The organism is Gymnodinialimonas sp. JB5-7, from assembly GCF_055693405.1.
The window spans coordinates 1,056,563-1,070,434 of sequence record NZ_JBVFUX010000012.1; the positions used below are offsets into that span (position 1 = coordinate 1,056,563).

Here is a 13,872-nt window from a genome sequence, read left to right on the forward strand (position 1 = left end):
CCTGTACGCGGCGACAACCTACGGCATCCGCCACCGTTTGCGACGCGGCACCCGAACGGCCAGCATCGGCATCAGCCACGGCCCCCGAAAACGGTCCAGATCAAGTGCCTCATAGACACCAACCGTCTCTTCGCCGTTGATCTTCGTTTTGATGGCCGAGCGGTTGTAAAACGGCGCGTCCAGCATGGCTTTCACTTGATGAGGGCGAAAATCCGCATCGGCGCGCGTATCTCGCCGAACCATCCAAAATGGGCGCTTTAGTCTCTGTTTCGGCGGCATCTGGATCGCGTGCGGCGTCCCGTCCGCAGCGAAGCCAACCCCGGTGGCCAAGGTCGTGCCATCCCGCCGTTCAAGGTCGTAGAAACAGGCCGATCCGTCTTTCAACGGAAACCGCCCCCAGGTCCAATATCTGAAATCCGCCTCCAACGCCCTCGTCCCGAAATTCGCGTCGAAATAGCCGTGACCCGTCCATTGCCAACCAGGGCGGTTCAAATCCACCTCGATGCGTGCGGTCGGCGCGAAAGGCCGCCAGACATGCGCACCGTCATCGCTCAACAGCATTTCCTGATCCGTCAGCGCGCTTGGATGAACCGTGACCGTCCCCGTCACCTTCTGGGCATGGGGCGTGCTGATCTCATCGATCTGCACCTCCAGCCGGTCGCCCTTCCAGACCATCGCACTGGGCCCGATCTGCAAGCCGATCCCGCGACAGACCCAAGGCCTCTTGCCCCGCGATCCGTCATCGTCCAGCGCCCGCCGCGTCCGTAGGTCACAACGTTCAGGCAGCAATTGATTCGCCGGGTTCTTGCGCCCGGACCAGCGATACCAGGGGAGAAAACAGACCCTATGAAGCCGATGATCGAGATGGCCCGTTCGCCATCGTCACTGATCCCGTCGACATACCACCAGGCGTAGCCGTCGGACGGGACCTCGATGTCAAAGCAAGGTCGCTCAGTATCGCCCCTGCCGCGTGCTTGCCGGAGAAGCAGGCCATCGGAATCCCCGCCCCCGGATGCGCCCCGCCGCCCGCCAGGTAGAGGCCCTTCACCTTTGTCCGCGCCGTCGGCCGCTGGAACGTCGCTGACATCCCATGCGGGCTCCTCCCGTAAAGGGAACCGTCCGATGCGGGAAAGGCCCGATCGAAGTTCGCCGGCGTGGTCAGCGCTGTCGTCTCGGGCGGAGGAGAGAAGGTCAGACCCATCGCCTGCAACGTCTCGAACGTGCGTGTTCGACATGTTTCTCTCTCCTCTTCCGTCGTCTCGTGGCCCGCTGGCCCATTCATGATAATTTCGAACCGTTGCGGCCCCGGTTTCCCGTGATCCTGCGCGCAAACGTAAAGCGTGGCGTCGCGCGGCATCCGGCCTTGGGCAAGGTCGCCAAACTCAATGCGCGGGTCTTCGCAAAAGAAGACGTTGTGGTGGGCCAACTCCACACCCGGCGGCTCCGCCGCGAACCCCCAGACAAAGGCCGACAAGCTGCGTGGCGTGGTGCCCGCCTCCGGCACCGCCTGCCTGAGGCCACTGACCCCAGATATCCGTCGCGCAGCGCTTTGGGGTCCCCGTTGAACACCACCAGATCGCAGGGCAGGGAGGTGCCATCAGCCAACCGAACACCGCGCACCGCTTCGTCGGCTTCAATCCGATCCACCGCCGTTCCAAACTGGAACGTCACCCCCTTCGCCTCGGCCACGCGCTGCATGGCCTGCGCCAAACAGTGCATCCCGCCTTCAACAGCCCAAACGCCTTGCGCCTCGGAATGCCAGATCAGTCCCAACACCGCCGGGCTTTGGTAGGGTGAGCCACCCACATAGGTCGCGTACCGCCCAAAAAGCTGCTGCAAACGTGGGTCGCTGAACCGCATCGCCAGCTTTCGCGCCAGGCTCAACCCCGGCGCCATTGCCGGGATCAGCCGGGGATTTTTCATCACATGGGCCGCAAGCGGTCCAAAGGCAGGGGCCTCGGCCTGCATGACCGGGCCATCGAAGGCCTCATAAAGGCGCTTCGCCTCTGCCGAAAACGCTCGAAACTCCCGCGCGGCCTTGGCTCCGGCAAAGGCGCCAACGGCCTCCGTGCTGTGTTCCGGATCATCGAACAGATCGAGCGAAGACCCATCCCGCCACCAATGCCGTGCCAGAAGAGCGTCGCGGTGCAGCGTTACGTGATCTTCCAGCCGTTCGCCCACATCGGCAAACAACGCCTCAAACACGGGCCGCATGGTCAGAACCGTCGGCCCGATATCCACCGGGCCTGCCACAGAAGGTGTCGTGCGCATCTTGCCGCCCGGCCCGTCGGCCATCTCGACGACGTGCACATCAGGGCCTTGCGCAGCAAGACGCAGCGCAGCCGAAAGCCCGCCGATACCAGCTCCGATGACAATCACCTTGGTCAGTCGTTCACCCTCCAAGTGTCCACTCATGTTGACAGGTCTCGGATATATGTCCAGTCTTGTTTACAGTTCGGGTGTCCGCCCGCGCGTTCGATTCCCCTGTCGGAGGGTACTGTCATGCCTTTGAAATCCCGCATCGAAAGCGCTGTGGCCGCCGCGATCACTGAAGGGCAGGGCGCGCTTGCGCCGCCCAAGCTGGCCTCGGCCCTGGACTATGCGGTCAACCCTGGCGGGGCTCGCATCCGGCCCACGATTTGCCTGTCCGTGGCGCTCGCATGTGGCGATGATCAACCAACACTGTCCGACGCTGCCGCCACCGCCATCGAGCTGATCCATTGCGCAAGCCTCGTGCATGATGACATGCCCTGTTTCGATGATGCCGACATCCGGCGCGGCAAGCCCTCGGTCCACAAAGCCTATGGGGAGGCACTTGCCCTCCTGACCGGCGATTCGCTGATCATCGCCTCGTTTGAGGTGCTCACCCGCGCTGCGGAGGCCGACCCGATGCGCGCGATCACATTGCTCCGTGTGCTGGGCGAATCCACCGGAATGCCTGGCGGGATTTGCGCAGGGCAGGGGTGGGAGAGTGAGGAAAAGATCGACCTCTCCGCCTATCACCGCGCCAAAACCGGCGCTCTTTTTACCGCCGCCACGCGCATGGGCGCCGCCGCCGCTGGCGAAGATCCGGAGCCGTGGACAGAACTAGGTGCCCGCATCGGTGAAGCCTTCCAGGTCGCCGACGACCTGCGCGACGCGCTCTATGATGAGGCCACCCTCGGCAAGCCCGCCCATCAGGACGAAATCCACGACCGCCCCAATGCCGTGAACGAATATGGCGTGCGCGGCGCGATCACGCATCTCGAAGACATCCTGTCCGGCGCAATCTCATCGATCCCGTCCTGCCCGGGCGAGGCGATGCTGGCCGACATGGTCCGCAAAACCGCCGAACGGCTGACGCCCGTCATGCCCCCGGTCACGGCTGCCGAATAAATGGCGCTCGCCGATCCCGATACCCCGCGCGGATCCCTGAAAGATCGCTTCTACGCCTGGCGCACCGCGCTGATCGGCTCTCGCACCTTCCAGAAACGCGCCGCGCGCCTGCCGATCGCCAGGACCGTCGCGCCGCAAGGATGGGGAGGCGCTCTTCGACCTCGTCGCCGGCTTCGTTCATTCGCAGGTTCTGATGGCTTTCGTGCAGTTCGACCTGCCCCACCATCTCACGGCACAGCCCCGTACCCTATCCGACCTCGCCACCCGGACAGGCCTGCCCGAGCTTCGCTTGCAACGCCTTGCTCAAGCCGCCAGCGCTCTTGGCCTGATGTCTCGCCAAAGCGACGACCGCTACGCCTTGGGCCGCCTTGGCGCGGCGCTTCCCGGTATTCCCGGCCTGCAACAGATGATCCGGCATCACGACGTGCTCTACCGCGATCTGTCCGACCCTGTGGATTTCTTCCGAAACGGCACCGACACCGAGCTTGCGCAATTCTGGCCCTACGTCTTTGGCGCAACGGGGGAGGCGGACCCAGAGGTCGCCGCCACCTATTCCGAGCTGATGGCCGACAGCCAAACGCTTGTCGCGGAGGAAGCGCTGGCCCATCTCGACCTGTCGCAAACCAAAACACTCCTGGATGTTGGTGGCGGCACCGGCGTGTTCCTGACCGCCGCTGGCCACGCCTACCCACACCTGAACCTTCGGCTTTTCGACCTGCCCGAGGTCGTCGACCCCGCCACCGCGCGTTTCCAGCGTGAGGGGATGATAAACCGTGCGGACGTCAACGGCGGATCTTTCCGCGGTGACCCGTTGCCAACCGGTGCAGACACAATCAGCCTTGTACGCGTGCTCTATGACCACTCGGACGGAACCGTGGCCGCGCTGTTGCAGAAGGTTTACGACACCCTCCCAGAAAACGGCCGCATCATCGTGGCCGAACCGATGTCGGGCGGCACACATCCGACCCGCGCGGGCGACGCGTATTTCGGGATCTATTGCATGGCGATGCAAACCGGCCGCGCCCGCTCGGCCGAGGAAATCAAGGCGCATCTGCAAACGGCGGGCTTTACTCAGATCAAGACAGTCAAAACCAGCCGCCCCTTCGTGACCGGCCTCGTCCACGCCCGCAAAGTGTAAACCTCACGGAACACTTGCAACAGCAATGTCTATTACAATTGACATACCATAGTGTCAGGTTAGACTGACACCTAACGAATTGCGCCCGAAGATTCTGTCTTCACGCCGCGGCGCACCAACGACCACGAAGGGGAGATGCGGCGCTTGCAGAGCACTGCCGTCATATTGGAAGGGCCAAAGGCACTCAGCCTCGGCACGGTTGATCTGACCGCGCCCGGTGCGGGCGATCTGGTCGTCGACGTGCGCCATTCCGGTATCTCCACTGGCACGGAAAAACTGTTCTGGTCCGGCCAGATGCCGCCCTTCCCTGGCATGGGCTATCCCCTTGTCCCCGGCTATGAAGCCGCCGGTGAGGTGGTCGAAGCTGCACCCGGCACCGCCTTCAAGCCCGGCGACCGCGTGTTCGTTCCCGGGGCCAATTGCTACGGTGATGTGAAGGGCCTTTTCGGCGGCGCGTCGAACCGTCTTGTCACAGCCGCCGACCGCGTGGTGAAGATCGACCCCGCGCTTGGGGCCGAGGGAGCGCTTCTGGCGCTGGCCGCGACCGCGCGGCACGCCATGGCTGGCCTCGACAAGACGCTACCGGAACTCATCATCGGACACGGCGTCTTTGGCCGCCTTCTGGCGCGGCTGACCATTGCCGCCGGTGGCAAGCGGCCCAACGTCTGGGAAATCGACGCCGACCGTCAGTCCGGCGCAACCGGCTATAGTGTCGTGCATCCCGATGAAGACGAGCGGCGCGATTACAAATGCATCTACGATGCGTCCGGCCAGTCTGACCTTCTGAACACCCTGATCTCGCGCCTCACCAAGGGCGGCGAGATTGTTCTGGCCGGGTTCTATCCTGAGCCTTTGTCCTTCGCCTTCCCGCCTGCCTTCATGCGTGAAGCGCGCCTGCGTATCGCCGCCGAATGGACCCGCGAAGACCTCGTCGCCACGCGCGACCTGATCGACCACGGCGCGCTCAGCCTCGATGGGCTGATCACACATACAAGTGCAGCTGAGACTGCGGCGAATGCCTACCAGACGGCCTTCGAAGACCCCGCCTGTCTCAAGATGATCCTGAATTGGGAGGCATCCTCGTGAAGGATATTCCAAACCTCAAAGACTACGACCAGAACCTGCGCGACGAGGCGGCAGAGCCGACCCTAGAAGTCCCGCAAGGTGAGCCGACCAAAAAGACCCAGATCATCGCGATCTACGGCAAGGGCGGCATCGGAAAGTCCTTCACCCTCGCCAACCTCAGCCACATGATGGCCGAACAAGGCAAGCGCGTGCTTCTGATCGGCTGCGACCCGAAATCCGACACGACCTCGCCTGCTATTCGGCGGCAAGGCGTGCCCGACGATCATTGAGACTTCGACACAGAAGAAACTCGCTGGCGAAGAAGTCGCAGATTGGCGATGTTTGCTTCAAGCGCGGCGGCGTCTTCGCCATGGAGCTTGGCGGCCCCGAAGTCGGTCGCGGATGCGGCGGGCGCGGCATCATCCATGGCTTTGAGCTTCTGGAAAAGCTCGGCTTCCACGATTGGGATTTCGACTACGTCCTGCTCGACTTCCTGGGCGACGTGGTATGCGGCGGCTTCGGCCTGCCGATTGCCCGCGACATGGCGCAGAAGGTGATCCTTGTGGGCTCCAACGACCTGCAATCGCTCTATGTCGCCAACAACGTCTGCTCTGCCGTGGAGTACTTCCGCAAGCTGGGCGGCAATGTCGGCGTTGCTGGATTGGTCATCAACAAGGACGACGGCTAGTGGCGAGGCTCAGGCTTTCGCCAAAGCGGTCGACATCCCCGTCCTCGCGTCGATCCCGCAGGACGACGACCTCCGCAAGAAATCCGCGAATTACCAGATCGTCGGCACGGCGGAATCCCAATGGGGCGCACTCTTCGCGGCCCTCGGCGAAAACGTCGCCGTTGCTCCGCCGATGCGCCCTACCGCGCTGACGCAGGACGAACTGCTTGAACTGTTCGACGGGTCCGAGACCGGCGCAGGCATCAAGCTGGAACCGGCCACCGACATGGACATGCGCGGCAAGAACGCCAAGCCGCAGGAGTCGCTGGAGGTGGTCTACGATGATGCGTGATGTCTACCTCACCATGAGCCGCGCACACGAAGCGATTGATGAGTCCACCAAACTCATCCGTGAAACACGCGCCTTCCTCCACACCATTGATACGCAGCAAAGGCAGGTCCGTGATGTGACGGACTCGCGCGCAGGCCCCGAACGCCCGCAAGGATCAGGATCAGTGAGTTCTGAACTCACATATGACACCACCGCCGAGGTTGAGGTGATCGAAGGCGAGGCCGTCGACCGTGGCGCGCCGCAAGGTGGGGACGGCATGGGCTGTCACGCAGGCGCCGCTGAGATGGAGGCCGCCGCACGCACCGCAGGCAAGTCCGAGATCCTCGATCAATTCGCCAAAGACTATCCGCAAGGCCCCCACGACAAGCCGCAATCGATGTGCCCTGCCTTCGGCTCGCTCCGCGTGGGCCTACGCATGCGCCGCGTCGGCACGATGCTGTCGGGCTCTGCCTGCTGCGTCTATGGCCTGACGTTTGTGTCCCACTTCTACGGCGCGCGCCGGTCGGTGGGGTACGTGCCGTTCAATTCCGAGACCCTGGTGACAGGGAAACTCTTCGAAGATATCCGCGACGCCGTGCACGAGATGGCCGACCCCGAGCGTTACGACGCCATCGTGGTCACCAACCTCTGCGTGCCGACTGCGTCCGGAGTACCGCTCAGGCTTCTGCCTGACGAAATCAATGGGGTTCGGATCGTCGGTATCGACGTTCCGGGCTTCGGAGTGCCGACCCATGCCGAGGCGAAAGACGTCTTGGCCGGGGCGATGCTCAATTATGCCCGCCAGGAGGTGGAGGCCGGTCCAGTTATGGCTCCAGTCGCGGGTGTTTCAGACCGTCCAACAGTGACCCTGTTGGGCGAAATGTTCCCTGCGGATCCCTTGGGAATCGCCGGGATGCTCGCGCCACTCGGTCTGGCGGCAGGTCCGGTCGTTCCCTGCCGTGAGTGGCGTGAGCTCTATTCCGCGTTGGACAGTCAGGTGGTGGCCGCGATCCACCCCTTCTACACCAGCGCCGTGCGTGAGTTTCAGGCGGCGGGTCGCACCGTCGTCGGCTCCGCGCCCGTGGGCCACGATGGCACTGCAGCCTGGCTCGCCGCGATTGGCGACGCCTATAACGTCCCCGCCGAAAAGGTGGCCGAAGCGCAAAATGCGTTCCTGCCCGCGATCAAGGGCGCCCTGGCTTCCGTGCCAATCAACGGGACGATCACGCTGTCGGGTTATGAAGGGTCTGAGCTTCTCGTCGCCCGCCTGTTGATCGAATCCGGCGCTGATGTGCCTTATGTCGGCACCGCCTGCGCCAAGACGCCATGGTCCGCGCCCGATCTCGAATGGTTGGAGTCGCGTGGCGTGAAGGTCAAATTCCGCGCCTCGCTCGAAGATGATTGCGCCGCGATGGAAGCCATCCAGCCCGACCTCGCCATCGGCACGACGCCGGTTGTGCAGAAGGGCAAGGAACTCGGCATCCCGTCCCTCTACTTCACCAACCTCATCTCCGCGCGCCCCCTGATGGGCCCTGCGGGTGCCGGTTCGCTGGGCCAGGTGGTCAACGCGGCCATGGCCAACAAGGACCGCATGTCCCACATGCGCGAATTCTTCGAAGGCGTCGGCACCCAGGACACCGCCGGTGTCTGGGAAGGCGCACCAAACCTGCGCCCCGAATTCCGAGCCCAGAACCTCAAGAAGCTGGAACGTGCCGAAAAGGCCCGCGTCGCCGCGAATGGCGGTGTGAAATGCTGATCCAGGATCACGATAGGGCAGGCGGCTACTGGGGAAGTGTTTACGCCTTCACCGCCGTAAAAGGCCTGCAATGCATCATCGATGGCCCTGTCGGCTGCGAAAACCTGCCCGTCACCTCTGTCCTGCACTACACCGATGGTCTGCCGCCCCATGAGCTACCGATCGTTGTCACTGGCCTCGCCGAAGAAGAACTTGGCCGCGACGGCACCGAGGGCGCGATGAAACGCGCCTGGGGCACGCTTGACCCCGCGCTGCCCGCCGTAGTTGTCACCGGCTCCATCGCCGAGATGATCGGCGGTGGCGTCACGCCGCAAGGCACCAACATCCAGCGCTTCCTGCCGCGCACCATCGATGAAGACCAATGGGAAAGTGCCGACCGCGCGATGACCTGGATCTTCACCGAATTCGGCATGACCAAGGGCCGCATGCCGCCCGAGAAGAAGCGCGAAGAGGGCAGCGCGCCCCGCGTCAACATCCTCGGGCCGATGTACGGCACGTTCAACATGCCCTCCGACCTCGCCGAAATCCGCCGCCTCGTCGAAGGCATCGGGGCCGAGGTCAACATGGTCATGCCGCTCGGCTCCCACGTGGCTGAAATGCGCAACCTCGTGAACGCCGACGTCAACATTTGCATGTATCGCGAGTTCGGGCGCGGCTTGTGCGAGGTCCTGGGCAAGCCCTACCTGCAAGCGCCCATCGGCATCGACATCGACAACCAAATTCCTCCGCAAGCTCGGCGAAATCACCGGCCTCGATCCTGAGCCGTTCATCGAGACGGAAAAGCATTCCACCATCAAACCCGTCTGGGATCTCTGGCGCTCGGTCACGCAGGACTTCTTCGCCACCGCCTCCTTCGGGATTGTCGCGAACGAGACCTACGCGCGCGGCATCCGCAAGTTCCTCGAAGACGACCTGGGCTTCCCCTGCGCCTTCGCCGTGGCCCGCGTGGCGGGCAAGAAGACCGACAATGAACAGGTCCGCGCAATGGTGTCTGAAAAGCGCCCGCTCGTCCTGATGGGGTCGATCAACGAAAAGATGTATCTCGCGGAAATGTCTGCAGGCCATGGCCCAAGGCCAGCCTTCATTCCGGCCAGTTTCCCCGGTGCCGCCATCCGCCGCCACACCGGCACGCCGATGATGGGCTACGCCGGCGCGACCTATCTGGTGCAGGAGGTCTGCAACGGCCTCTTCGATGCACTGTTCCACATTCTGCCGCTGGCCTCCGACATGGACAGTGCCGCGGCGACCCCAGCCACATTGCGCCGCGACTTCCCTTGGGATCCGGAAGCACAAGCGCTTCTGGACCGGATCGTCGCAGAACACCCGATTTTGACCCGTATCTCAGCCGCGAAGACCCTTCGCGATGCCGCCGAGAAAGCCGCCCTCGAAGAAGGCGCGGAACGGGTTGTGGAAGACACCGTCAAGCGCCTCGCGCCTGCCGGTTTCAGCTTTGAGGAGGAGGACAAATCATGAGTGACATGACCTCGAACAGCCCCGTCGCGCGGACAACCAAGCCGCCAAAGACGGAGTTCATGATCTACTTTGCGATCATCTTTGCCGCGACCTTGCCGCTCGCCACGCTCACCTGGGCGCTGGCTGCGATCAAGTCGGGCAGCATGACCGACAAAGGCCCGATCAAACGGGCCTACGCGCAGGCGAGTATCATCACACCGATGATCTTCTCGGCCTGACGCAAGACAGATACGCCCCGATCCGCGCAACCAAGCCTGACTAGACCCAGGTGCGCAGGTCTGAGCTACGCAAAAATCTCGGCGTGACGACCGGAGCCGGGGACTGAGCTTCCACCAAAGCCCGCAAGGGCCGAGGGGGAATGCCGGCAGGGCAATGAGGCCTTGTCGGGGCCCGGCCGCAGGGTTTGCGGCATCAGTCTGACGTTCCGGAGGAAAATATGGCTGATAATTCCGACCTGTCTTTCACAGGTCTCACCGACGAACAGGCGCAGGAACTGCACGCGGTGTACATGAGCGGGCTCTGGCTGTTCTCGGCCGTTGCCATTGTTGCTCATGTCGCCACGTATTTCTGGGCCCCTTGGTTCGGTTGAGGGAGACGAGACATGGCTAAGTTCTACAAGATCTGGCTCATCTTCGACCCGCGCCGCGTTTTCGTGGCACAGGGCGTCTTCCTCTTCCTGCTCGCGGCGATGATCCACCTGGTGGTTCTGTCGTCCGGCATGAACTGGTTCGAGTCGGCCGCCATGAACATGGGTTTCGGCGGCGAGTAAGCCCCCGACCCCGTGCTTTACGGCATCCAAAACAAAAGCTGCGGGCGGGTCCTCACCGTTCCGCCCGCGGCAAACCAAAAAACGCAAGATGACTGACGGCTACCCCGAGGGACAACGCCGCCAAACACCGGAGAGAGCGCATGGCTTTGCTGAGCTTCGAAAAGAAATATCGCGTCCGCGGAGGGACGCTTATTGGCGGCGATCTGTTCGACTTCTGGGTAGGCCCTTTCTACGTGGGCTTCTTCGGGGTCACGACAGCCTTTTTCGCCCTATTGGGGACGATCCTGATCTTCTGGGGTGCGGCCATGCAGGGCACGTTCAACCCCTGGACAATCCACATCGCGCCGCCTGACCTCAGCTACGGTCTGGGCCTCGCACCACTTCTCGAAGGCGGGCTGTGGCAGATCATCACCTTCTGCGCGGTCGGGGCCTTCGTGTCCTGGGCCCTGCGTGAGGTCGAAATCTCCCGCAAGCTGGGCATGGGCTATCACGTCCCCTTCGCCTTCAGCTTCGCGATCTTCGCCTATGTCACGCTGGTCGTGTTCCGCCCGCTTCTGATGGGCGCCTGGGGCCATGGCTTTCCTTACGGGATCTTCAGCCACCTCGATTGGGTGTCGAATGTGGGCTATGCCTACCTGCACTTCCATTACAACCCGGCCCACATGATCGCGGTGACTCTGTTCTTTACCACGACCTTCGCGCTGGCGCTGCACGGTGGCCTGATCCTGTCGGCGGCAAACCCGCAAAAAGGCACGATCATGAAGACGCCGGATCACGAAGACACGTTCTTCCGTGATTTTATCGGCTATTCCGTCGGCACGCTGGGCATCCACCGTGTGGGCCTGCTGCTGGCGCTGTCGGCGGGCTTCATGAGCGCGGTTTGCATCATCATCTCCGGCCCGGTCTGGACGTCCGGTTGGCCTGAATGGTGGAACTGGTGGCTTGATCTGCCGATCTGGCCCGATCACCCGCCTGCCCCGCTTTATGACACCACCGGTCTTGTGACCTACGGGACTGAGGCTGGCTATACCGACGTCATCGGGTGCAGCCGAGGGAGGGTCCGAATAATGGCCTACTTCGAATACCAAAACATCTTCACGCAAGTGCAGGTTCAAGGCGAACCCGAAGCGGGGATGGAGTTTACCGACGACAACATCCTTGGCGGCAAGCGCTATGGCGACGGCGGATTTTCGACCCTGCTTGGCTGGTTGGGCAATGCACAGCTTGGTCCCATCTACCTTGGTTGGGCCGGTCTGATCAGCCTTGCGACGGGTCTGGCCTGGTTCAACATCGTTGGCTTCAACATGCTCAGCCAGGTCGATTGGTCTGTGCCCGAGTTCATTCGGCAGCTCTTCTGGCTGGCGCTTGAGCCTCCGGGGCCGGAACATGGCCTGTCCATGCCACCGCTTAACGATGGCGGCTGGTACATCATCTCCAGCTTCTTCCTGCTGATCTCGGTGATGTTCTGGTGGCTGCGGACCTACCTTCTGGCGGTGCAACACCAGATGGGCAAACACATCGCCTGGGCGTTCCTCGCCGCGATCTGGTTGTTCCTCGTGCTGGGCCTCTTCCGCCCGATCCTGATGGGCAGCTGGTCCGAGGCTGTGCCATACGGCATCTTCCCGCACCTCGATTGGACCACCGCGTTCTCGATCCGGTACGGCAACCTCTACTACAACCCGTTCCACGCGCTTTCGATCGTGTTCCTCTACGGCTCCGTCCTGCTCTTCGCGATGCACGGCGCCACGATCCTCGCCGTCTCCCGCTACGGCGGCGACCGCGAGTCTGGAACAGATCATCGACCGCGGCACCGCGTCCGAGCGTGCCGGTCTGTTCTGGCGCTGGACCATGGGCTTCAACGCCACGATGGAAGGCATTCACCGCTGGGCCTGGTGGTTCGCGGTTCTGACGCCCATCACCGGCGGGATCGGGATCCTTCTGACCGGCACGGTCGTGGATAACTGGTTCATCTGGGCCCAGGAACACAACTTCGCCCCCGACTACCTCGAACCCTACGGCTATGAGGCCTACGGCTCATACGAGGAGTTCGGCGGCGTGACCCGTGGGGAGGAGTAAGAGATGTTTCCCAAGTGGTTTGATAAATGGAACGATGACAATCCCACCAATATCTTCGGCCCCGCCATCGCGGTGGGGGCCCTGGGTGGGGCCATCTTCGTCGCCGTCATGATCATTGCCTGGGGGCAACCCTATGCGACAAGCTCAATGCAGACCGGCCCCCGTGGCACCGGCATGCACGTGCAGGAATTCGACCGTGACCTCGCCGCTGGCGACCCCACTGTCATCGATTTCTACACGGATGAGCCGTGGGTCCCGGAAGACGGGCGAAGAACTGGCCGGTGATATCTATGAAAACGTCCAGGTCCTGGGCGAACTCACGGATCTCAACTTTAACCGCCTGATGAACGCGATGACCCAGTGGGTCGCGCCGGAAGAAGGCTGTGCCTATTGCCACGCCAATGCGGCGGATGGCGAATATGCCGACGATGACCTCTATACCAAGGTCGTTGCGCGGAACATGTTGCTGATGACCCGCAACATCAACGTGAACTGGGATGCGCATGTGAATGCCAACTACGAAGTCGGCGTCACCTGCTACACCTGCCACCGCGGCCAACCGGTGCCCAACAACATCTGGTTCCGTGTCGGTCCGGTGAACTCCAACGCCGAAGGCTGGCCCGCGATCCAGAACCGGGCGACGATGACGTCGAACTTCACGTCGCTGCCGTCCACCTATCTGGAAACCTACCTGCTGGAAGCCGAAGGCGGCGGGTACAACCAGATCGCGGTGCATGATCTCGAAAGCCGCGTGCAACAGCAGCCCGGTGATCCGCTGATCCAGCAGGCCGAGATGACCTACGGGTTCATGAACTACATCGCGAACTCGCTGGGTGTGAATTGTGTCTTCTGCCACAACTCTCGTGCCTTCTACGACGGCGCGCAGAACACGCCGCAATGGGGCACCGCATCGCTTGGCATCATCATGGTGCAAGAGATGATCGCGGATTACCTCCTCCCGCTGGAGGATGTGTATCCCGAAAACCGCCTTGGCCCGGTCTATGGCGACGCGCCGCTGGCGGCCTGCCGCACGTGTCACCAGGGCTATCAGCAGCCGCTGCAATGGCCTGAACGTGATCGCGAACTGGCCCGAGCTGAACGTGATCGATGGCCCGCCGGACTATTCGGCCTGGGAAGAGGCCGCATCGGAATAAGAAAACGCGGCGGCGGGGATATCCCTGCCGCCGTTTGACGATCCCGGCGGATGTCAGACCCCGCCGGT

General features: G+C 62.7%; 7 protein-coding genes and 7 pseudogenes. 12 read left to right on the forward strand and 2 right to left on the reverse strand.

Features of this window, described 5'->3' with window-relative positions; genetic code table 11:
- Positions 1–18: 18 nt before the first annotated feature.
- Both crtC and crtD read right to left on the reverse strand, forming a co-directional pair.
- A pseudogene (gene crtC / locus ACZ1HK_RS13565) lies at positions 19–890 on the reverse strand (carotenoid 1,2-hydratase).
- A pseudogene (gene crtD, locus ACZ1HK_RS13570) lies at positions 845–2,415 on the reverse strand (1-hydroxycarotenoid 3,4-desaturase CrtD). Before crtD ends, crtC begins: the two co-directional pseudogenes overlap by 46 nt.
- An 87-nt stretch (positions 2,416–2,502) precedes the next feature.
- Between crtD and ACZ1HK_RS13575 the strand changes: the two are divergent.
- The 12 genes and pseudogenes from ACZ1HK_RS13575 to pufC all read left to right on the forward strand — a co-directional run bounded on the left by ACZ1HK_RS13575 (position 2,503) and on the right by pufC (position 13,804).
- The gene (locus ACZ1HK_RS13575) at positions 2,503–3,375 is read left to right on the forward strand and encodes a polyprenyl synthetase family protein (RefSeq protein ID WP_472629145.1); all 873 of its coding nucleotides are present in this window, start codon (positions 2,503–2,505) and stop codon (positions 3,373–3,375) included.
- Positions 3,376–3,568: 193 nt separating this feature from the next.
- The gene (locus ACZ1HK_RS13580) at positions 3,569–4,513 is read left to right on the forward strand and encodes a methyltransferase (protein WP_472629146.1); all 945 of its coding nucleotides are present in this window, start codon (positions 3,569–3,571) and stop codon (positions 4,511–4,513) included.
- A gap of 144 nt (positions 4,514–4,657) precedes the next feature.
- The gene (bchC, locus tag ACZ1HK_RS13585) at positions 4,658–5,599 is read left to right on the forward strand and encodes a chlorophyll synthesis pathway protein BchC (RefSeq protein WP_472629147.1); all 942 of its coding nucleotides are present in this window, start codon (positions 4,658–4,660) and stop codon (positions 5,597–5,599) included.
- A pseudogene (locus tag ACZ1HK_RS13590) lies at positions 5,596–6,597 on the forward strand (chlorophyllide a reductase iron protein subunit X). The gene bchC and the pseudogene ACZ1HK_RS13590 overlap by 4 nt, the downstream one beginning before the upstream one ends.
- Positions 6,598–6,760: 163 nt before the next feature.
- The gene (gene bchY, locus ACZ1HK_RS13595) at positions 6,761–8,332 is read left to right on the forward strand and encodes a chlorophyllide a reductase subunit Y (RefSeq protein ID WP_472630837.1); all 1,572 of its coding nucleotides are present in this window, start codon (positions 6,761–6,763) and stop codon (positions 8,330–8,332) included.
- Positions 8,326–9,805, forward strand: a pseudogene (gene bchZ, locus ACZ1HK_RS13600) (chlorophyllide a reductase subunit Z). The gene bchY and the pseudogene bchZ overlap by 7 nt, the downstream one beginning before the upstream one ends.
- Entirely contained in the window at positions 9,802–10,023 is a 222-nt protein-coding gene (pufQ, locus tag ACZ1HK_RS13605; protein WP_472629148.1) for a cytochrome PufQ, read from the forward strand. The pseudogene bchZ and the gene pufQ overlap by 4 nt, the downstream one beginning before the upstream one ends.
- A 218-nt stretch (positions 10,024–10,241) precedes the next feature.
- Positions 10,242–10,394: a light-harvesting antenna LH1, beta subunit gene (gene pufB / locus ACZ1HK_RS13610; RefSeq protein ID WP_472629149.1), complete on the forward strand. Its 153-nt coding sequence runs from the start codon at positions 10,242–10,244 to the stop codon at positions 10,392–10,394.
- A 12-nt stretch (positions 10,395–10,406) separates the two neighbouring features.
- Positions 10,407–10,574: a light-harvesting antenna LH1, alpha subunit gene (gene pufA, locus ACZ1HK_RS13615; protein ID WP_068361690.1), complete on the forward strand. Its 168-nt coding sequence runs from the start codon at positions 10,407–10,409 to the stop codon at positions 10,572–10,574.
- Between the two features lie 140 nt (positions 10,575–10,714).
- A pseudogene (gene pufL / locus ACZ1HK_RS13620) lies at positions 10,715–11,536 on the forward strand (photosynthetic reaction center subunit L); the annotation flags it as partial.
- Between the two features lie 105 nt (positions 11,537–11,641).
- Positions 11,642–12,650, forward strand: a pseudogene (pufM, locus tag ACZ1HK_RS13625) (photosynthetic reaction center subunit M).
- A gap of 3 nt (positions 12,651–12,653) precedes the next feature.
- A pseudogene (gene pufC, locus ACZ1HK_RS13630) lies at positions 12,654–13,804 on the forward strand (photosynthetic reaction center cytochrome PufC).
- Positions 13,805–13,872 lie beyond the last annotated feature (68 nt).